This window comes from Bacillus sp. FSL K6-1005 (genome assembly GCF_038000225.1).
In the GTDB taxonomy this organism is placed as follows: domain Bacteria; phylum Bacillota; class Bacilli; order Bacillales; family Bacillaceae; genus Bacillus; species Bacillus mojavensis.
This window is the reverse complement of sequence record NZ_JBBOBP010000001.1, coordinates 3,813,286-3,832,837: the sequence shown is the minus strand read 5'-3', so window position 1 is coordinate 3,832,837 and position 19,552 is coordinate 3,813,286. Positions and strand designations below refer to the sequence as shown.

Annotated in this window: 22 protein-coding genes and 1 pseudogene; 3 read left to right on the top strand and 20 right to left on the bottom strand. The window is 46.6% G+C overall.

The genetic code is table 11. From position 1 onward, the window contains the following. Window positions 1–7: 7 nt before the first annotated feature. The 9 genes and pseudogenes from bslB to spsA all read right to left on the bottom strand — a co-directional run bounded on the left by bslB (window position 8) and on the right by spsA (window position 7,554). Entirely contained in the window at window positions 8–472 is a 465-nt protein-coding gene (gene bslB / locus NST16_RS19805; protein WP_010332321.1) for a biofilm surface layer hydrophobin BslB, read from the bottom strand. 292 nt (window positions 473–764) lie between these two features. Continuing rightward, entirely contained in the window at window positions 765–1,220 is a 456-nt protein-coding gene (locus NST16_RS19800) for a dTDP-4-dehydrorhamnose 3,5-epimerase family protein (protein WP_010332322.1), read from the bottom strand. Next, window positions 1,213–2,064, bottom strand: coding sequence for a dTDP-4-dehydrorhamnose reductase (gene rfbD / locus NST16_RS19795; RefSeq protein ID WP_340888192.1), 852 nt, complete (start codon window positions 2,062–2,064; stop codon window positions 1,213–1,215). Before rfbD ends, NST16_RS19800 begins: the two co-directional genes overlap by 8 nt. 13 nt (window positions 2,065–2,077) lie before the next feature. Continuing rightward, window positions 2,078–3,025: a dTDP-glucose 4,6-dehydratase gene (gene rfbB / locus NST16_RS19790; protein WP_326191464.1), complete on the bottom strand. Its 948-nt coding sequence runs from the start codon at window positions 3,023–3,025 to the stop codon at window positions 2,078–2,080. Between the two features lie 2 nt (window positions 3,026–3,027). After that, the gene (locus tag NST16_RS19785; RefSeq protein ID WP_340888189.1) at window positions 3,028–3,765 is read right to left on the bottom strand and encodes a sugar phosphate nucleotidyltransferase; all 738 of its coding nucleotides are present in this window, start codon (window positions 3,763–3,765) and stop codon (window positions 3,028–3,030) included. A 371-nt stretch (window positions 3,766–4,136) separates the two neighbouring features. Continuing rightward, complete coding sequence (locus NST16_RS19775; RefSeq protein WP_168749035.1) at window positions 4,137–5,006, bottom strand: GNAT family N-acetyltransferase; 870 nt, start codon at window positions 5,004–5,006, stop codon at window positions 4,137–4,139. Further along, window positions 5,007–5,334, bottom strand: a pseudogene (locus tag NST16_RS19770) (DegT/DnrJ/EryC1/StrS family aminotransferase); the annotation flags it as partial. 20 nt (window positions 5,335–5,354) lie between these two features. Next, window positions 5,355–6,779: a CDP-glycerol glycerophosphotransferase family protein gene (locus NST16_RS19765; protein WP_340888187.1), complete on the bottom strand. Its 1,425-nt coding sequence runs from the start codon at window positions 6,777–6,779 to the stop codon at window positions 5,355–5,357. Between the two features lie 4 nt (window positions 6,780–6,783). Further along, window positions 6,784–7,554: a spore coat dTDP-glycosyltransferase SpsA gene (gene spsA, locus NST16_RS19760; RefSeq protein WP_010332330.1), complete on the bottom strand. Its 771-nt coding sequence runs from the start codon at window positions 7,552–7,554 to the stop codon at window positions 6,784–6,786. A gap of 320 nt (window positions 7,555–7,874) precedes the next feature. On the opposite strand from spsA, the gene gerQ reads away from it, so the two are divergent. Next, the gene (gene gerQ / locus NST16_RS19755; RefSeq protein WP_010332331.1) at window positions 7,875–8,432 is read left to right on the top strand and encodes a spore coat protein GerQ; all 558 of its coding nucleotides are present in this window, start codon (window positions 7,875–7,877) and stop codon (window positions 8,430–8,432) included. Between the two features lie 46 nt (window positions 8,433–8,478). Here the strand turns inward: gerQ and NST16_RS19750 are convergent, their stop codons facing one another. The 3 genes from NST16_RS19750 to NST16_RS19740 form a co-directional block, all read right to left on the bottom strand. Beyond that, a complete protein-coding gene (locus NST16_RS19750) occupies window positions 8,479–8,850 on the bottom strand; it encodes a DUF423 domain-containing protein (RefSeq protein ID WP_168749038.1) in 372 nt (123 codons plus the stop codon). Between the two features lie 62 nt (window positions 8,851–8,912). Continuing rightward, window positions 8,913–10,235, bottom strand: a complete 1,323-nt coding sequence (locus NST16_RS19745; protein WP_340888186.1) for a purine/pyrimidine permease — start codon at window positions 10,233–10,235, stop codon at window positions 8,913–8,915. A gap of 19 nt (window positions 10,236–10,254) precedes the next feature. Then, window positions 10,255–10,572, bottom strand: coding sequence for a YwdI family protein (locus tag NST16_RS19740; protein WP_340888184.1), 318 nt, complete (start codon window positions 10,570–10,572; stop codon window positions 10,255–10,257). A 166-nt stretch (window positions 10,573–10,738) separates the two neighbouring features. Here NST16_RS19740 and NST16_RS19735 point away from each other — a divergent pair, with 166 nt between their 5' ends. After that, window positions 10,739–12,109: an aldehyde dehydrogenase gene (locus tag NST16_RS19735; protein WP_268471589.1), complete on the top strand. Its 1,371-nt coding sequence runs from the start codon at window positions 10,739–10,741 to the stop codon at window positions 12,107–12,109. A gap of 24 nt (window positions 12,110–12,133) precedes the next feature. Here NST16_RS19735 and NST16_RS19730 read toward each other — a convergent pair whose 3' ends face one another. The 5 genes from NST16_RS19730 to NST16_RS19710 all read right to left on the bottom strand — a co-directional run bounded on the left by NST16_RS19730 (window position 12,134) and on the right by NST16_RS19710 (window position 15,269). Further along, entirely contained in the window at window positions 12,134–12,811 is a 678-nt protein-coding gene (locus NST16_RS19730; protein WP_340888183.1) for a uracil-DNA glycosylase, read from the bottom strand. Window positions 12,812–12,824: 13 nt separating this feature from the next. Next, complete coding sequence (locus NST16_RS19725; RefSeq protein WP_326334177.1) at window positions 12,825–13,631, bottom strand: glycosyltransferase family 2 protein; 807 nt, start codon at window positions 13,629–13,631, stop codon at window positions 12,825–12,827. A gap of 95 nt (window positions 13,632–13,726) precedes the next feature. Continuing rightward, a complete protein-coding gene (locus NST16_RS19720) occupies window positions 13,727–14,254 on the bottom strand; it encodes a hypothetical protein (RefSeq protein ID WP_268448045.1) in 528 nt (175 codons plus the stop codon). 48 nt (window positions 14,255–14,302) lie between these two features. Beyond that, the gene (locus tag NST16_RS19715; protein WP_229148558.1) at window positions 14,303–14,938 is read right to left on the bottom strand and encodes a permease prefix domain 1-containing protein; all 636 of its coding nucleotides are present in this window, start codon (window positions 14,936–14,938) and stop codon (window positions 14,303–14,305) included. After that, window positions 14,931–15,269, bottom strand: a complete 339-nt coding sequence (locus NST16_RS19710) for a PadR family transcriptional regulator (protein WP_010332341.1) — start codon at window positions 15,267–15,269, stop codon at window positions 14,931–14,933. Before NST16_RS19710 ends, NST16_RS19715 begins: the two co-directional genes overlap by 8 nt. A gap of 144 nt (window positions 15,270–15,413) precedes the next feature. Here NST16_RS19710 and NST16_RS19705 point away from each other — a divergent pair, with 144 nt between their 5' ends. Beyond that, on the top strand, window positions 15,414–16,229 hold the full coding sequence (locus NST16_RS19705) for a bifunctional hydroxymethylpyrimidine kinase/phosphomethylpyrimidine kinase (protein ID WP_010332342.1): 816 nt from the start codon (window positions 15,414–15,416) through the stop codon (window positions 16,227–16,229). 91 nt (window positions 16,230–16,320) lie between these two features. Here the strand turns inward: NST16_RS19705 and NST16_RS19700 are convergent, their stop codons facing one another. From NST16_RS19700 to scrA, 3 genes are all read right to left on the bottom strand, one after another. Continuing rightward, window positions 16,321–16,569, bottom strand: coding sequence for a hypothetical protein (locus NST16_RS19700; RefSeq protein ID WP_010332343.1), 249 nt, complete (start codon window positions 16,567–16,569; stop codon window positions 16,321–16,323). A gap of 92 nt (window positions 16,570–16,661) precedes the next feature. Then, complete coding sequence (gene sacA / locus NST16_RS19695; protein ID WP_340888178.1) at window positions 16,662–18,101, bottom strand: sucrose-6-phosphate hydrolase; 1,440 nt, start codon at window positions 18,099–18,101, stop codon at window positions 16,662–16,664. Continuing rightward, the gene (gene scrA, locus NST16_RS19690; RefSeq protein WP_326330029.1) at window positions 18,098–19,483 is read right to left on the bottom strand and encodes a PTS system sucrose transporter subunit IIBC; all 1,386 of its coding nucleotides are present in this window, start codon (window positions 19,481–19,483) and stop codon (window positions 18,098–18,100) included. Before scrA ends, sacA begins: the two co-directional genes overlap by 4 nt. Between the last annotated feature and the right edge of the window lie 69 nt (window positions 19,484–19,552).

Genomic DNA, 19,552 nt, shown 5'->3' with positions numbered 1-19,552 from the left:
ATTCCTATTAACGAGGGTCAATCACCAGCTGCGTTTCAGCATTTAAACTGCCGATTCCCAAACCGTTTACTACATCGCCTTTAATCGTGTAAGTGCCTGCGCGCGGAAGCGTTTTGCGCACCATCACGAGGTCAAATTCGGTTGCGCCTAACAAATCAAGCGTAAGCGGGAGTCTGACCGTTTTTCCATCGTTTAAAATCTGTGTTTCTTTCAGTGTTCTTCCATTTACAGAATCTCTTGTTGTCGCGTGGAATCCGTCAGGAAATTGAAACTCTACTGCTCCCAGAGAAAGCACTGCGTTTGGTTTATAAGTCACTTCAATATCTGAAGTTGTCCATTCTTTTGTACTGTTTATCGTTTTTGCCTCAATTGTTGCAGACTGCGCATGAGCTTGGCCTGAAGGAAGCAAGATTGATAGCAAGACAGCTGAACTGATGAAAAATGAAGATACGAATGAAGTTCTTTTTAACATGACAATTTCCCCCTCAAATCACTGTTGAATTTGGCCAGAGCGTCCTCTGCAGAAAAAGCATTTAACCCGTAATTCGCGAATTACCAATTCTTTTTCTTAAAAATTAATCTATCACCAATTTCCATGGAAGTAAATGCTTTTTTAGGAATATTAACACTTAAATGAAAATAATAAATTCATCCCATTTTCACAAGATTCTAATAGACTGTTTTTATCTTTTGTCCCGATAACAAAACAGGACAAAAAAAGTCGAAGATGCCTGATGATCTTCGATGGATAGCTGCTCTATGATCTATTTAAATTCGGTATTCCAGTTAAAACCGATTGTCTCATCATTCCATGGGATTCTTTTTTCATCGGGCTGATCAGGGTTATACGAGGTTGTTGTAAAATAGATAATTGTTAGCGGCGTCTCGCCCAGCACTCTGTATCCGTGAGCGACGCCTTTTGGAATCAACAACAGCATCGGGTTGTCTTCTCCCATATAATAGACATCGGTTTCTCCTTTTGTTTCTGAATCCTCCCGCAGGTCGTAAAGGACAACCTGAGCGTGGCCGGTCGGGAAGAACCAGAGATCGTCCTGCTTCTCGTGATAATGAAACGCTTTAATCACACCCGGATAGCTTTTGGACCAAGACGCCTGCCCAAAATGCTCAAGGAGGTTCTCATCATCGCGAACCAGTTCAGCAAAAAAACCTCTGTCATCACAATGCTTTGTCAGTTTCTTAACCTTGACTCCTTCAATCACAAGCACTGCTCCTTTCCTGCAAATATTCCCGTAAAGCATCCCGCCAATGACGCGGTCGTATGCCGGCTTCTTCAATAGCCCTGTGGCTCAGCACAGAGTAAGCCGGCCGGGGTGTCGAATTCCCATATTCTTCTGTCGTTACAGGTGTAATCGTTGTGTTCAGCCCGCTTTCTTCCATAATAGCCTTTGCAAACTCATACCAGCTGCATATGCCTGAATTGCTGACATGGTAGATGCCCGGCGGATGGCTGAACAGCTTGATGACCGCTTCCGCCAAATCCTTCGTATAGGTCGGCGAGCCGATTTGATCGTTCACAACCCGCAGCTCTTGTTTTGTTTCAGCGAGCTTCAGCATCGTATGAACAAAATTGCTGCCGCTTTGTCCGTACACCCACGATGTTCTGATGATCGTGCTGTCTGTTCTTGCTAACTGGATCAGCTCTTCTCCGAGTTTTTTACTTTTGCCGTAGATGGTGTTCGGGTCGAGGTGGTCGTCTTCCCTGTATGGCTGGTTCCCCTTCCCGTCAAACACATAATCCGTGCTGATATGAACATATTGCGCTCCGATGCGGGATGACTCCAGCGCTGTGTAGTAAGCGCCAATACCGTTGATCAAGTATGCTTTATCCAGCTCCGTCTCGCATTTGTCAACGGACGTAAACGCGGCGGTATTGACCACGATATCCGGCTGATAATGCCCGAACGAATGCCGTACAGAACGCTGATCGGCGATGTTCATCATCTGCTTTGTTAACGCAATGACCTCATATCCGGCTTGCTTCAGCTGCCGGCACAGCTCCAAGCCAAGCTGTCCGCTCGCACCGGTCACCAATACCTTTGTCAATCGGATCACCTTCTCATCGGTCATTGTCTGTATACCAGCGAATCGTGCGCGCAATGCCTTCTTCAAACGGCACTTCCTGCCGCCAGCCAAGCTCATTTTTCAGCTTTGACGCATTGATCGCGTAGCGCCGGTCATGCCCTTTTCGGTCTTCCACGTGAGCAAACAATTCCTCACAGCCCAAATGTTTCATGATGATACTCGCCAGCTCTTTATTCGTGCGTTCATTTCCGCCACCGATATTATACACCTCACCGTTTGTTCCTTTTTCTAAAATCAGCTTGATGGCGCGGCAATGGTCCTCTGCAAAAAGCCAGTCTCTGATCTGAAGCCCGTCGCCGTAAAGCGGAACCGGCAGACCTTGTTTTGCATGGCGGATAATCGTTGGAATCATTTTTTCACTATGCTGATATGGGCCGTAATTGTTGCTGCAGCGTGTTATAATAGCCGGCAGCTTGTGTGTTTTCACATACGATAGCACAAGTAGGTCAGAGCTCGCTTTGCTCGCGGAATAAGGGTTGTTGGGAGAAAGCGGCGTTGTTTCCGTAAATGCGGGATCATTCGCTTCTAAATCCCCGTACACCTCGTCTGTTGAAATATGAATCAGCTTTTTGGCTTTTCCTTGTAAGACTGCCTCCGCCAGACGGTATGTGCCCATGACATTCGTTGTGATAAACGGCTCCGCTTGGGAGATGCTTCTGTCTACATGCGATTCCGCGGCGAAATGAATCACGGCGTCATAGGTCTCGTCAAACGCCCGGTCAATATCCTCCTGAATGCTGATATCCCCTTTTACAAACCGAAACCGGCTGTTTCCCTTTAGTTTTTCGATTTCCTGCGGGTGGCTGGCATACGTTAATTTATCTAAAACGGTAATGCGCGCATCCGTTTCCTTCAGCATGAGCTTTGTAAACGTGAGCCCTATGAATCCGGCCCCGCCTGTAATGAGATATGATTTTGCCATAACTATTCGTCCTGTCCTTTCTGTAAAGCCTGATGTACCAGGCGGGAGGCGAGATAAAGCGATTCGTGTGTTCCTGCATCGACCCACCAGCCCGATAACACATCATACGTCAGCTTGCTGTTTTCAATGTATAAATTATTTACATCAGTGATTTCCAGCTCGCCGCGCTTTGATGGTGATATTTGTTCAATATACGAAAACACTTCTGCATCATACATGTAAATGCCAGTTACACAAAGGTTGGTCGGCGGATTTGCAGGCTTTTCAATAATGGATCGAATTTGTTTGTTTTTCTCATCTATCTCAGCAATCCCAAAACGTTCTGGATCATCCACTTCTTTCAGAAGCACCTTCGCCCCTTTTCCCTGCTGTTGAAATCGCTCCGTATAAGGCTTTAATGAATCTTCAAAAATATTATCACCTAATAATAAAATGAAAGGCTTCTTTCCGGTAAAGCGTTTTGCATACGATAACCCATCTGAAATTCCAGATGCGGCGGGCTGCACTTGATAAGTGACGGAGACGCCTAGCTCCTCCCCGCTTCCAAGTAGCTTATAAAACTGAGGCATGTGCTCTTTTTGGCTGATAAGTAAAATCTCTTTAATTCCGGCTTCCTCGAGCTTCATTATCGACCAGTAAATCATCGGATAAGGGCCTACAGGAAGCAAATGCTTGTTGACGGCTTTGGTTAAGGGCCTAAGGCGTGAGCCGTTTCCTCCGGCTAAAATGACACCTTTCACATTAACACTTCCTTACATGCATTTTTATATCTTATCATCAAGCAAATCATAATGGATGGGTGATACCCGGTTCATTCCTTTTCCATTTACGAGCGGCAGGCCGATTCACTCTGCAGCTGAGACATCAGGGCGCTCGCCTGCTTTTTGATAGAGGACTGAGACCAAGTGATAGTCTTCCGGCCGCCGTTTTGTCGGCTTGAAAATTTGAAATTTAACGAATTTAATGATATTGCACCCGCTTCCGACGCGGCATCAATCCCGTGCAAAGGCCTAATCCCTTTTACCGTCATGATTAATACCTGTCGTCTCGAAACTATTAAAAACGGGAGCGTGCTTGCCGACAGTTTTGTTCGCGATCTGAAAACCCGCCATTATTTCGCCTTCTTGCCCGGCCAAATGTGGTAATTATAATACGATTGAACAGCGGTAAATCCCATTCTTTCATATAGGCGGATCGCTCTTACGTTATGAAGCTGCGTCCCCGCTGTTACCGTTTTATGCTTCAATGTCTCCGGTTGTTCTATGAGATGCGCCAATAAATGAAACGCGACACGCTTGCCTTCATACCCCGGCTTCACAGCCATCAAATCAAGCACATACTCATCACCTTTTGATAAACCTTGCAGGTAGCCGATCATCTCTCCATTATATTTAGCAGCAATATTGATATCTGCTCTCCCCGACAGATTGTTTCGTGTCCACTCTTGAAAGATTTTGTTCGCCGCCTCACGGCTAAGAAAAGGATCGTGAAAATATCTGCTTTTCGCAAATGCGTCGCTGGCTAACTGGCAAATCTCTTCGGTGTCTCCAGGTTCAGGCTGAACCAGTTCAAAAAATGGCGGCGTTTTTTCATATGGAGACGGAGTGTTCACCAGTTTAAGCAAACTGCCGACAAAATAAGAGGACGGCTGCTGCTGAATGACATGTACTGCTCCAATATCCTCTGCCGGTACACGCACAAACACAAAATCTGTTTCATCCATTTGCCGAACAGAATACAGGGCCTGAAACAGCTGTTTTAGCTGCCCTGTGCTGTTGGCCGCGAGAAGCTTTACGTTCATGACTTTTTTCTGAAGCATTTTGCTTTCCCAAAGGGCGTCTTCATACAGCATCACGCCTTGAAGCTGACTGTTTTCAAACAGCCCGAGCGAAAATTGATACGATCCGTCAAGCGTCATCTGTTTGCTTTGGAGAAATTCCATGATTGCCTCTTGGGAAACATTCTCTTTTATCGTATACACCTAACCAGCCCCTTTTGCGGTGTCCCGCACGGCCTCAATCACGCCGTTGACATCTTCGTCAGACATTGATGGATACAGCGGGAGTGACAGGGTGCGTTTGTAATTATTCATGGCGCGCGGGTAGTCTGTTTCCTTAAACCCAAATTGCTTTTGATCATACGGATGAATATGCACTGGGATAACATGAACACTGTGTGCCGATATTGTATTCATCCTTTAAAGCCGTAAACATCTCATTCCGAGTGACACCGGCCTGCTTTCCATTGGCTTGCAGGACATATACATGCCAGGCATGCCGGCCTTCATTATGAACAGACGGCGTGATCAGCTCTGACAAACGCGGCCATGTTATTCAGAATGATTCCGCCTGTAATCAACCCCTGTTTTCGCTTCCAGTGCCGAAAACAAGGCGAATGTCGACTCAGTAACCGGGTAATTGGAAGCCGTAAATGACTGACGCGCCGCTTCTGCCCTCTGATACATGGCGGGATTTCGAAGAACCTCAATCAGGGTATGCGCTAATTCCTCCGGCTTTTCAAATATAAAATCGCCAAGAGACTCGTAATACGGGTACGTGCGGTTTCCGGTCGATTTTCCGATTAGTGCGGGTTTTTGAAACAGCATGGCCTCAAGACCCACCGTTGAGGTTTGCGTTACAGCGGCGTCTGCATACGCCAGGATATCGTACAAATCCATCTCTTTTTTGATGATTCTGCATGCTTTATGTTTTTTTGCCGCCGCATGATATATATCCAGCTTGTTTTTTCCGATTTCCCAAGGGTGAGGTTTAATGATAATTTGCAGCTGTTTTTGCGTGGAAAGCTCATCTAACACACTTGAATAAAATTCTTCCGAGAAGGGCTGTGTCGCGATCAAAACGATTTTTTTAGACGGGTGAAAGGCCAGCTTTCGATAAAATACTGACATGTCCATAGGTGTCCTGTTAAAAATGTCGTCAAAGCGGGGATGTCCCGTTATGAGAATCTGTTCTGGTTTGCAGCCTCTTTGTTGATACCAGCCAGCTTCATACGCGCCAAAAACAGCCTGATAGGTTGTAAAAACGGGCAAGAAGGCTTCATCTCCCATCAGCGCTCCATGCTGAAGGCAGAAACTCACGGCCCCTCTCCTTTCACATGTCAGAGCGAGCACCCTGCTGTAAATGTCTTCTGTCGTTCCAACAACAACGGCAGAAATGTTCTCTTTCGTGAATAAAGCATCTACTGTGTCAATGGCCTCCATGAACAAAGGAATATCCTTGAAAAGCCGTTCTCGAAATGCTTGATCACCGAATGCCGGGTGGTCATCATAAGCCGAAAGAATTGAAAAAGCCTTTTCAAGATACGGCTTCGGATCGCCTTTTTCACAAGAAGCGGCCACTTCAGGCTTGCTGATCACAGGCAAATCGCAATAATTTGGCTTACTCCATCTAGCCAAAACAGCTGTTTTCTCAGGATCAAATTGGTAGTAATTATCGTTTACAAAACGAAGGTGATCAAAATGCAAGATCACTTTTCCCTTCACGGGCGCGTCATTTGTTTTGGCAATGCTCTGTTTTTTCTCTTCAAAGAACGTCTGAATCTGACCTACATCGATATGCTGCTCCGCAGGCCCGAATAATTCCGGTTCTTCTTCCATCATCACTCTCAGCTCAGGGCTGATGTATTGGTAAAAATTACTGATAAGCCCGAGCGGAATCCCCTTGTAGCGAAGCCTGTCAAAAAGCTCCGCATACTTCCGGTACAGCACCCAATAATTGCTTAAATAGGCCGACAAACTCTCACCCCATTCCAAGCTTTCTTAATGATTCACGCAGTTCGCGGCAGTTGCGTTGCGGAGGAAGATTCCGTACGAACTCGTTTTTTTCTGACTCAAACAGCTGAAAATGAATGGATTGGTCTGTAATATAGTTCAGATCAAGCTCCTCGGCCAGCGGGTAAAACGGATAAAAATGATTGACTCTCCAAAAGAACCGGGCATCACCGATCCGATAAAACGCCGGGCTTTCATCCCAATAAGAGCCAAACGCCTCCTTCACCTTCTCAAGCACCGTATACCTGTGCATCACCGAGCAATGGTCAATTGCGCACGGGGCGTTCCACGTTACTTGACTGGCGGGCCTGACGGTTTCTTTTACAATGTCTTGATTCTCGTTTAAATGATAGGTTTTCGAACTTGAGTAGATCACAGCCTTTTCCGGGTGATCATCGAGTTCACGCACCATCTTTAACAGCCGATCCGGCATATAGATGTTGTCATCCGTCGCATAGGTGATATACTCACCCTCCGCCATCTCAATCGCTTGATTGATCAGCGCCGCGTATCTCGTTTTTTCCGTTCTTTCCTTCACTCCAGATACATCGCTTTGATAGAAATGCACACGGTTATCATTCAAAAAGGGACGTATTTCATTCAGCGTCTCTTCATTTGAATTGTCATCCATAATAAACAATTCAAAATCAGAAAAAGTTTGTGAGAGTATGCTTGAAATGGACTTTGCCACATAATCGCTTTTGTTATAGCTCGTCATTATCACTGAGACTTTCGGCAAATCCTACACCTCCTCCTTGAATTTTCACATCTGAAACTAACGTTATCTTATGTTGCTTAAGCGCAAGTTGCGCTAGGAAGACAGACTAATATGCGAAAAGATTGTGTACATCGATTGAAAAAACAGTGATCGGCCAGAGAAATCGGCACGCTCACTGTTCTTTTTTTCAGCATATTCCAAGCTTTGGCCTCATAAGGTGAAAGAGATAAAAATCGCACTAGCGACTAAGATCGTTTGTCATCGGGGGTGAGTCATCTCGGAGCGTTTATTTATACATCCGGAACATGTTCTGAATGGTTTTCATAAAAAGGAGGAACGATATGAAACCGAAAAAAAACCAATATCAGCAAATGCAGGGATATGATATGCAGGGGTATTCTCCTCAATTTGGCGCAAATCCGTATCCGCAGCCTCAAGGGCAGGGTCCGCAAATGCAAGGCCCAATGCAAGGCCCACAAATGCAGACGATGGGACAAATGCAGCAAATGCCCATGCAGCAGGGACAGCAAGGCTTCGGATTCCCTACTCAGCAGCAAGGCCAGGGCGGCGGGTTTCAAATTCCATCGGGGCAGACACCATCGGGCGGCCAAAACATTCCCGGCATGCTGCCTGTCGAGGAATCATACATCGAGAATATACTGCGCCTGAACAGGGGAAAAACGGCTACCATCTATATGACATTTGAAAACAGCAAGGAGTGGGGATCAAAGATTTTCCGCGGCGTCATCGAGGCGGCGGGCCGGGATCACATTATTATCAGCGATCCGAAAACAGGAACCCGCTACCTTCTGCTGACGATCTATCTTGATTACGTCACCTTTGATGAAGAAATTGCATACACGTACCCATACTCGATGTCATCCTATTCACCAAGATAAAGAAAAAAAAGCCAATCCTCATGATATGAGAGATTGGCTTTTTTCTTTATAGATATTTGACAGCTGCGACAACGATCATGATCCAAGAAATAATGAACGCCACACCGCCAAGCGGCGTGATTGCGCCGAGAATGGAAATTTGCGTCACACTGAGGATGTATAAGCTTCCGGAAAACAGCACAATCCCCGCAAACATCAGCCAGCCGGCTGTTGTGACACTGCCAATGCCGGATATTTTATCAGCGAGAAACGCGACAACAAAAAGCCCCAGCGCGTGATACATGTGATACTGCACGCCTGTGTGCCAAACCTGAAGATATTTATCAGGAATTTTCCCTTCTAATCCGTGTGCGCCAAATGCCCCGAGTCCCACGGCAAGCATGGCATTAATAGCGCCTAATATGATAAATACTTTCATCTATTCTCTCCCGCCTTTTCGTTAAACTCCTATCAATTATCATATCGCACCTGTATGAAAATTCAATGTTTGTTCTCCGATGACACGAGATTGTCGGATTTTCTCATGCGCCATAGCTGAAACTGATCCATCGCTATTGCAGCAAGTGTCCCTAAGACAAGCCCATTGCTTAACAGAGAAATAAACACCGGATGCATATCCTTTAATGCACTTCCTGGCACAAACATAATGCCGACACCTGTAAGCAGTGAAATGCCGATCACAGCCCGCACTCTTTTCAGCTCTGATGTCTCATAGGAATCAAATTCAGCAAACGCCAAACCCACCATTGCCGAGAACACAACAAAGTTTACCGCGAATCCAACGGGTGACGGCAGGCTCGCAAACGCATTCATAAAAAACGGAATCACGCTGATGAAAACGACCAGCATACTGCCGAGAACAAACGGCTTTTTAGAAGACATCTTGGTTGTTTCAATAAAACCCGCCGCTCCCGAAATCGGAACCGGTGCAATGGCTCCAGACAAACCGCTCAGCAAATGACTGAATGAAGCCGCAAATCCGGCATGGCGCTCATGACGCTTCCCATCCGTCTGTTTCCCGAATTTTTTCACCGCAATGTCCACAACCTTCATACTTGCCAGCATGTTAACGATCAGCAGAATCGTAATAAAAACCGATGTGATGGCTAGGCCGCTGTTAAATAATGGGGCACCGAACGGCAACAGAGATGGCAGCTGAAACAGCCGATCCGGCCATTCGATCGGTTTTGCAACGCCCGCAGCCGCAAACAGCACCCATCCGCCGAAAAGAGCCAATAAAATAGAATATTGCTTTAAAAAAACGATATTAGAATTTGACATGATAAAAGCCGCGGCGACGACAACCAGCGCCAGGCCAAATACAAGACCATCCACGCTGTCTTTTAAATAGCCAATGCCAAGAAGCCCTTTTATAATCGGCTGGCTCAGCTGCATGACGAGCAGCAGCAAATAGACCCCTGTCACAACCGGAGAAAACAAGGCAGCAAGCCGATCAATGACCTTGAAGACACTTAACAAAAAGAAACATACAGCGCTTACAAGAAGCGCCCCCTGCAAGCCGCGCAGTGTTTCGCCATATGTCGCAAACACCGTTCCGGTCAGGCCGCCGTAGATTGTGTACACTCCCCACCACAAGCCGGCAGGGCTTTCATTTATAGGCAGCCGGTGTCCTTTCAAACACTGAATAACTGCGGCAATTCCCAATACAAAAAAAGTGCTTTGAATCAGCCGTGCAGAATCTGAATGATCCAGATGAAACGACTGGGCAACCGCCACCGGAACAACAATCGCCGCGGCAATCATAAACGCTGCCCATTGCAGAGCGCCAAGAACCAATTTCACGTAAGCTCAACCTTTCTGATTAAAAATCAAATAAAGACTCTCCGTTTCCATCCTCTTCCTGCTTATCTTTTTCCTGCTTCCGATACTTGTTTAATCCAGCGCTGCCCATCATTTTTTCCATCAGCAGCTGGTCTGTAGAAGGCGGCGCCGACGGACTTGCCGTAACACTCGGCTGAATGCGCGGCGTGCTCCCCGTCTCCGGCTGATCCAGCACGACGTCGCACAAAGAACGGACGACGGCCACGTGGCGCTTCAGCTCCTCATCATGTTCGGCCGCCTTTGCTTTCTTCAATTCCTCTTCCATCTTCTGAATCAAAGCGGATATATGAATGTTCATAAAAAATCCTCCAAAAATAAAATGTAGTCTCCCTGCATTTTATCAAATTCCTGCCGCAAACGCAGATATGAGTTTGTTATTTTTTCTGACAAGAATCTCGCATTTGACAAGCAGGAGCCAATTTTCACATAATGAATCACCATGACCTGCAGGAAGGAGAGAGATTATGAACAGCATCCCCTCGATTGTCAGCAGCCATCAAGCATTTTTCGCGGCAGGGCATACGAAATCAATTGACTCAAGACTGGACGTCTTAAAGAAGCTGAAACACACCATCAAAGCGTATGAAGCGGACATCACAGCCGCTCTCTATCAGGATCTTCACAAATCTGAACAAGAAGCGTACACAACGGAAATCGGCATTGTTCTTGAGGAAATCAGCTTTGTGATGAAACGGCTGAAAAAATGGGCCAAGCCGAAAAGAGTCAAAACGCCTTTGACCCATATCGGTTCCAAAAGTGTTATTTTCCCCGAGCCGTATGGCACCGTCTTGGTGATTGCGCCATGGAATTATCCCCTGCAGCTGGCGCTTTCTCCGCTGATCGGAGCCATTGCGGCCGGAAACACGGTCGTTCTCAAACCCTCAGAATATACGCCAGCTGTTTCGGCTGTTCTTTCCGCTCTCATCCGTGACGTTTTTCCGGGTGATTATGTCGCTCTGGCGGAAGGCGGGCCGGACATCAGCACAGCTTTATTACAGCAGCCGTTTGACTACATATTTTTTACTGGAAGCGTCGCCGTAGGAAAAGTTGTCATGGAAGCGGCGGCCAAACAATTAATTCCCGTCACCTTAGAGCTCGGAGGAAAAAGTCCCTGCATCGTCCATAAAGATGCTGACATCAAGCTTGCCGCCAAACGCATCGTTTTCGGGAAATTTACGAATGCGGGCCAAACCTGCATCGCACCGGATTACTTGCTCGTTCACGAAGACATCAAAACAGAGCTTACGGAAGAAATGAAGCGTGTCATTGGTGAGTTTTACGGACTGCAGCCCGAACTGAATCCGTCTTATGGCAAAATCGTCAGTGAACGCCATTATCAGCGGCTGCTGAGCTTTCTGAAAGACGGCGTCGCGCTAATCGGCGGCCAAGCAGACCACAGGCACCACAAAATAGCGCCGACCATTCTCGATCAGGTCACAGATGATTCCCCAGTGATGCAAGAGGAAATTTTCGGACCCATTCTTCCGCTGTTTGCATATCGCGGCATCGATGAAGTCATTGAGAAAGTCAAGTCGCGTCCCAAGCCGCTTGCCCTGTATGTGTTTACAACAAACCAAACAATTGAACGAGAGATAATAGAAAACCTGTCGTTTGGCGGCGGCTGTGTCAACGATACGTTGATGCATGTCGCGACACCGTATTTGCCATTCGGCGGCGTGGGAGAAAGCGGAATCGGCAGCTATCACGGATTTGACAGCTTTAACACATTTACGCACAAAAAAAGCGTCGTCAAGCAAACGAACCGCTTCGACTTCGCTTTCCGTTATCCATCATCCAAAAACGGCCTGCGTTTGATACGGAAAATACTCAAATAAAAAAGCGCAGGTCATCTGCGCTTTTTATAAATCCTTTATACACCAATCAATCGGAGTTTCCCCGATTTTCTCCAAGTAGGCATTTGCCCGCGAAAATGGCTTGCTGCCAAAAAATCCGTTTCTTGCTGAAAACGGGCTGGGATGCGTCGATTCAATAATAAAATGCTTGGACGTGTCGATCCGTTCTTTTTTCATTTGGGCATGCCGGCCCCACAGTATAAAAATAATCGGCCGCTCTCTTTCATTCAGCACATCAATTATCCGGTCAGTCAGCTGCTCCCAACCTTTTCCCTTATGGGAATTCGCCTGTCCGCGCCGCACTGTGAGCACGGTATTCAGCAAAAGAACCCCCTGCTCCGACCAGCTGACGAGCGACCCGTGATTCGGTATGCTGCAGCCGATATCATCCTGAAGCTCAAGAAAAATATTTTTCAATGAAGGCGGCTGCTTCACACCCGGCTTTACGGAGAAGCTTAAGCCTTGAGCCTGTCCAGGTCCATGATACGGATCTTGACCGAGAATAACCACCTTGACATCATCGTACGGCGTGTAGTGCAGCGCATTAAAGATATCGCGGCTGTCCGGATAGATCGTCTCCTCCATGTATTCCCGCTTCAGCATTTCTCTCAGCTCTAGATAATACGGTTTTTCAAACTCTTCCTTCAGCTGTTCCCACCAGCTGTCCTGCAAAAGCTGTTTCAAGATGCAAACCTCCTTACGAACGATGAAGTCTGGAATAGACAGGTTTGCCATCCCAAACAATCTCACTTTGTGCTTCCCGCCTCTTCATGTCAGGCTCTTCAAGCAGGACGGCAAAGTTTTTCGTCGGCAGTTCCCCTAGTCCGTGCTTCTCACTTAAACGATCCAAATATTGCTTCCGCTTGGCGCCAAGGTCTGCGGACTGATTGTCTCCCGCGTCACTGAAGGCATATATTACACTGGCACAAGGCACACGCTTAACCCGGTAATCCTTCGCTGCACGCAAGTAAAAATCCCAGTCCCAATAATTGTGCACATCAGCATCGAAATACCCGATCTCATCGTGCAGGAAACGTTTGTACATGCTGCCCGATGGCACGTAGGTCGAGAACACTCTCATATCCTCATAATCAGCGGTATACGCAAATAACTTTCGCGAAACCGGATATCTTGTCCCTTCTCTCTCTTCAAACGACACAATTTCGGCATCAGAATGAACGAAATCTGCCGTTTCCATCTCCTTTGCCATTCTTTCCAGATGGCCCGGCGTGAAGAAATCATCATCATCACAAAGCATGATACAGTCGCCTGATACCTCTTTGACACCCGCATTTCGCGCTTCCACATGGCCTGAGTTCTTCTCTAAATCAATCACAGCAATCGGCAGCTCCGGATACAGTGCTTTGGCCTGCTCAACCGACTCCCCGGCATCATTGACAATAATGACTTCATACGGCTTCATAGTCTGCTGTGAAATCGACTCCAGCAACTCGCACAAAGCCGGAATCCGATTATAGGTCACAATTACGATAGAAATCTTCATGATGCTCTCCTTCTCATTTTCATAGTCATGTACCATTAAAACATATATTGGACGGGAGATCAGTGGGAATATCCTACCGAACTGTGAAATGGAAACTACAGAAACAGCAAAGTGACGCCTACCAGAAGCACCATAATCAGCATCAGCTCTCCACATACACGAACGACATCTTTCAGGCGGACGCCATTCGGCAGGACGAGATGCCATAGCTTAGATTGATAAACCGGCAGCAGCACCAATGCGTAAGAAAGGCACAAAAAAGTGAATGCCGGCGGAACAAAAGCACAGCCTGCATCGTCCCAATCTCTCACAATTTCAGAAACACTCGTTCCATCTGACAAGAACAAAACAATCAACAAGGCCAGCAAAACAAAGGATCCCAATTGAACATCAAACAGACGCATGCGTTGGTGGCAAGCAATCCAGAGTGCCCAAAACCAGCCAATAGAATAGAATAATAATAGAAAAACGATTGCACCAGCAGTAAAAACAACATCTGGCATCCTATCGAGCAAAAAAACAAGCGGTACGGACACGGCCATAACCAAAAGCATGGAGGCACCCACAAACAAAAATACAGCCACATGAATAACAAAACCATATAAACAAGAGCCGATTCTCATGACAATCCCCCTTCCTTACATAGAAATTCTATGTACACACCTAAAAAATCAGGCAAGCTGGCGCCTGCCAAAATAACAGCCTATTCGCCCGCACGCCGGAAATAACAGCGTAGCACAAGCACACGCCCCTATAAACCAAGGTGTCAGCAAGGATTGAAACAGCGCAGCAGGAACTAGATCAAACAGAAAAACAAACATAAAAATAACGTTCGGCACCATAGAAATAAGAATCGTATGTAAAACAAGCCGTTCACCGCGTTGCCCGAACTCCCTAACGCCTTGGTACCCAATCAGCACCCAATAGAGAATATAAGCAGCTAAAATCAGCCACACAGAAACAGAAATGCCTTTCCACACTGCATGAACAAAGGGAGATTCTAACCATGCATGCAATACTGTAATGGTAATACCTGCTGCAAATAAAGCACTATTGCAGAATAGATGGAATAATAAAAACGTACGGGCGGATACAGGCTGTTCTTTCTGAAAGGATGATACAATCTCATCCGGTGTGCCAAATTCCCGAAGCAAACATTCCATGGCTTCTGCCTCACTCTTCCCCTCTTGAATGGAGTGAAACAAGTGGTGTTCAATATGGTTTTCGATCTCTTCGATCATCGCTTCACTATCAGAAACCCCTTTAAGCCCGTTTTTCACTTTATATATATAAGTCTCTTTATCCATTCTGTCCGCCCCGCTTCAGCATTCGGTCCATCATAGCTGAAAACACGCTCCATTCCTTTGTGCGCTCTGCCAGGATCTCTCTGCCGTCTTCTGTAATCCGATAATACTTACGATCCGGGCCTTTCTCCTGCTTCTCCCAATATGAAGAAATATATCCTTGCCGTTCAAGTTTATGAAGGGAAGGATACAATGTTCCCTCTTTCATCTGCAGTTCATTATCGCTGCGGCTTCCCATCTCTTTTACAAGCTCATAGCCATACATCGGCCTCTCATTCAGGAGCGTTAATACCAATATCACAGTGCTGCCTTTAATCAGCTCACGATTTAACATGACAAAACCCCTACCTAGTTTTCTTATGTAGCATTGTACGAAATCACCCTGAAACTGTCAATTGATTCCTATAAACCTTTCGTATTGTGATAAGCAGAAAATCTAACTATAATGAGATATAAAACATTGATGGAGGTTCAACACATGTCTATGCATAAAGCACTCACGATTGCCGGCTCCGATTCCAGCGGCGGCGCGGGAATTCAAGCTGATTTAAAAACATTTCAAGAAAAAAACGTATATGGGATGACAGCCTTAACGGTGATCGTTGCAATGGACCCGAACAACAGCTGGGATCATCAAGTCTTTCCGATCGATCCAGACACGATTCGCGCACAGCTCGCAACGATTGTAGACGGCATTGGTGTGGACGCCATGAAAACGGGAATGCTGCCAACCGTTGAAATTATCGAGCTTGCGGCGAAAACGATCAAAGAAAAACAACTGCAAAACGTCGTGATTGATCCGGTTATGGTGTGCAAAGGGGCAAATGAGGTTCTTTATCCGGAGCACGCACAAGCCCTGCGTGAACAATTGGCACCGCTCGCTACCGTGATTACGCCAAACCTGTTCGAAGCCAGCCAGCTCAGCGGCATGGGCGAATTAAAAACGATTGAAGACATGAAAGAAGCCGCGAAAAAAATCCACGCCCTCGGCGCTCAATATGTTGTGATTACAGGCGGAGGCAAGCTGAAGCACGAAAAAGCTGTAGACGTTCTATATGACGGAGAAACAGCGGAAGTCCTTGAAAGCGAAATGATTGATACGCCTTATACACATGGCGCCGGCTGTACGTTCTCCGCAGCGGTGACGGCAGAACTTGCGAAAGGCGCGGAAGTCAAAGAAGCAATTTACGCGGCGAAAGAATTTATTACTGCTGCGATTCAAGAGTCCTTCCCGCTGAATCAGTATGTCGGACCTACGAAGCATTCTGCTTTGCGCCTGAATAAGCAATCATAAACAAAATCGGCTGCCTTCCAGAGAGGCAGCCTTTTTTTATATTCTCGGAGTCTTTTCACAGAAAAAACTGCCGATTACATCGGCAGCCTGTTTATTTGGTCTTTAAATTGTTCGCAGATGACCTCAAAAATGTCTCTATCGATTGAACAAAAAGTGCATATTCCTTCATTTGTTCATATGCCCGTGAAAGGGTTTCTGCCGCTTCACTATGCGGTGTTGTTCCCCGTAGCATTTTTTTCAGCTGAAGCAGCACATCCTTATATTCTTCCCGCTTATCCTCAACTTGGTCCGCAGCCTTTTCTAAACATTCCGGTGTTATCTTCTGTTCATGTATATTCAAGAAAACAACTCCTTTTACAGAAAAAAATGTAGGTTATCGTTGAAGAATAGCACAGATGGCACAGATTTCACATAAGAAAAAAGAAGGATTTTCTACATAAGTGTCCAAATTCCGACTTTCATTTCAGATCTTCCGTTTGATCTCGCAGTCACTTCATCATTTCCCGGGAAAGGAAAATATCTTGCGCTGAATACCTCTTCCCCATGATTGACAAAGACCTCCACTGATGACGCGTCGATAAACATGTGCACTGTGTGCAGATTGCTGATGCGGCAATGTCTCGCTTCTGTTTTTGTACCGTCAAAGCTTGTGCGCTCTAGTGTGATAAGCCCCTCTTCCTTCCGGTAAGAGAATGTGGCAGTGGCGCGGATATTGATTTCAAAACCAGACTCCGTATCAATGTCTTCAATCAAAATTTCAGCACTTTCAGGATTTTCAACTGGCAGCGTACCAGACGATCCATACATGTTGATTTGAACTTCCTGCCCATTTTTCCGCATCGCTTTCAGCTCGGGAAGCGGCTGCTGTATCAGCTTCTCCCCTGATAGCGTCAGCTGTCTCGGCAGCGTCATACAGTGAATCCAGTGATAATCTTTCGTCGGATGACACTTCTCATCCTGATCAGGTACAGCCATCCACGCAAACAGTATCCGGCGCCCCTGATCGTCTTCAAGTGTCTGCGGTGCGTAAAAATCAAAGCCTTGATCAAGCTCCGTAAACGCAGCATGCATCAGCCCCGTTTTTTCATAATCGAGCTGGCCTACAAAATATCCAGATTGATACACATTTTGATAACGATAGCCGTCAGCTTCAAGTCCTTGGGGCGAGACAATCAGCACGTCGGAGCCTTGAAGAGAAAACAGGTCAGGGCACTCCCACATATATCCGAAATCATTCAGTCCGTTGAGGCCGGCACCTGTTATCGGGCCGAGAAACGTCCACTCTGTCAAGTTATTAGAAGTAAACAAAACAGCTTGACCCTTCATGTTCTCGGTTTGCGCACCGATCACCATATACCATTTTCCTTCATGCTCCCACACCTTCGGATCACGAAAATGAGCTGTATAGCCTTCAGGAAGACGGGCCACCACACCTTTTTTCACAAAGGTCAGCCCATCGTCCGATACAGCAACGCACTGATACGTTTCTCGATTCCCATCCTGGTCCCTGACATTTCCTGTGTAAAACAGATAGAGCCGGTCATCCTTGACAACAGCGCTGCCCGAGTAGCAGCCGTTTTTATCAAACCAATCACTCGGAGCCAGCGCAATCTCTTCCCGCTTCCAGCTCACAAAATCGCATGTCGTATAATGCCCCCAAAACTTTGCCCCGTGCCCTGTCTGAAACGGCTGCCACTGAAAAAACAAATGATAGACTCCCTTCCAATACACCACGCCATTTGGATCATTCAGCAAACCAACCGGGGGCATGATGTGAAAGTGCTGGCGGTGCGGATCGCTGTCAGCAATATGTTCTTTTTTCTCAACTTCTTCATAAGCCCGGCGACGCAGCTCCTGATCATGTGCTGTCATTTTTTTCTCTCCTCATCTTCGTTAATCTTCATGACAAACGCCGCAATGAACGCTGATACGGCCGCAATAACCATTCCAATCATATAGTTCACTAGATTTCCAAATCCAAACGGTGCTGCAATGGCGATCATCGGAATGCCTGTTAACCCGTAAGCGTTTGCAGCAACATGTGTAAAGACGACATACGCGCCGCCCAACGCGCCTCCAATCATCGCGGCGATAAACGGCTTCCGGTAGCGAAGGTTTACCCCGAAAATGACGGGCTCAGTAATGCCAAGAAAAGCAGAAAATGCCGCCGGAAGAGCGATTTCCTTCGTTTTTGCCTTTTTCGCTAAAAAGAAGACGGCAAGGCCGGCCCCGCCTTGGGCGACATTTGCCATAGACCAAATCGGCAATAAATAGTTCCTGCCAAGATCTGAAATAAGCCCCGCCTCAATCGCATGGAAGCTGTGATGAACACCTGTGAGGACGATCAGTGAATAGGTGCCTCCAAAAAGAAGGCCTGCGACAAAACCGGCATGATCATACACATATGTTAAAGCAACAGTAATACCGGAGCCAAGCGCTCTTCCTAAAGGGCCTATGGCAATAAATGCGACAAACCCGGTGACAATGACAGTAACAAAAGGTGTAACCAGCAAATCGACCGCATGCGGAACCACTTTTCTTGTCCATTTCTCTACCTTGCTCATGACGTAAACTGCCAGCAGGACAGGGATGACGGTTCCCTGATAACCGAGAAGCGCGATATCAACCCCGAAAAGATGCATATAATCAGGTGACGCTTCCGCCAAACCCCATGGATTCAAAAGCGTCGGGTGTATCATGATTCCCCCGATGACCGCTCCTAAATACGGATTGCTTCCAAACTCTTTTGAAGCGCTGACCCCGATCAAAATCGGCAGGAAGATGAATGCCGCGCTTGAAAACATATCAAGGAGCTGCAGCAGCGCAGAGTCCTTACTCATCCAATGAAAGGCATTGATCATTCCCAATAACCCCATTAACAGGCCGCTGGCTACGATGGCTGGAATGATCGGAACAAAAATATTCGAAAGCGTTTTCGCAAATCTCGCCGCAGGATTCAGTTTCTCTTTAGCAGCATCCTGGTGATTCACATGTTCTTCACGTTCTACATCGGCTTCCTTAGAAAAAGCATCATACACTTTATTGACAAGGCCTGTTCCAAAAATAATCTGGTATTGGCCTGAACTGCTGAAAGCGCCTTTGACGCCTTCAAGCTCTTCTACTTGTGCTTGATCTATCTTTGATTCATCCTTAATCACTAAACGCAGTCTTGTCGCACAATGAGCCGCGCTGATAATGTTTTCTTTTCCCCCGAGAAGCTCAATTAGGCGTTTTGCAGTCTCTTTGTAATCCATCTTCTTCTCCCCCTTTTATAAACAAAAAAGACCTAAAATTCGCCAACGAATAAAGGACACAGCGATCCT

Coding starts and splice junctions, on each gene's coding strand:
- bslB (WP_010332321.1), bottom strand. CDS start 472: ATGTTAAAAAGAACTTCATTCGTATCTTCATTTTTCATCAGTTCAGCT.
- rfbB (WP_326191464.1), bottom strand. CDS start 3,025: ATGGCAAAATCATATCTCATTACAGGCGGGGCCGGATTCATAGGGCTC.
- gerQ (WP_010332331.1), top strand. CDS start 7,875: ATGAAACCGAAAAAAAACCAATATCAGCAAATGCAGGGATATGATATG.
- NST16_RS19750 (WP_168749038.1), bottom strand. CDS start 8,850: ATGAAAGTATTTATCATATTAGGCGCTATTAATGCCATGCTTGCCGTG.
- NST16_RS19740 (WP_340888184.1), bottom strand. CDS start 10,572: ATGAACATTCATATATCCGCTTTGATTCAGAAGATGGAAGAGGAATTG.
- NST16_RS19735 (WP_268471589.1), top strand. CDS start 10,739: ATGAACAGCATCCCCTCGATTGTCAGCAGCCATCAAGCATTTTTCGCG.
- NST16_RS19725 (WP_326334177.1), bottom strand. CDS start 13,631: ATGAAGATTTCTATCGTAATTGTGACCTATAATCGGATTCCGGCTTTG.
- NST16_RS19720 (WP_268448045.1), bottom strand. CDS start 14,254: ATGAGAATCGGCTCTTGTTTATATGGTTTTGTTATTCATGTGGCTGTA.
- NST16_RS19715 (WP_229148558.1), bottom strand. CDS start 14,938: ATGGATAAAGAGACTTATATATATAAAGTGAAAAACGGGCTTAAAGGG.
- NST16_RS19710 (WP_010332341.1), bottom strand. CDS start 15,269: ATGTTAAATCGTGAGCTGATTAAAGGCAGCACTGTGATATTGGTATTA.
- NST16_RS19705 (WP_010332342.1), top strand. CDS start 15,414: ATGTCTATGCATAAAGCACTCACGATTGCCGGCTCCGATTCCAGCGGC.
- sacA (WP_340888178.1), bottom strand. CDS start 18,101: ATGACAGCACATGATCAGGAGCTGCGTCGCCGGGCTTATGAAGAAGTT.
- scrA (WP_326330029.1), bottom strand. CDS start 19,483: ATGGATTACAAAGAGACTGCAAAACGCCTAATTGAGCTTCTCGGGGGA.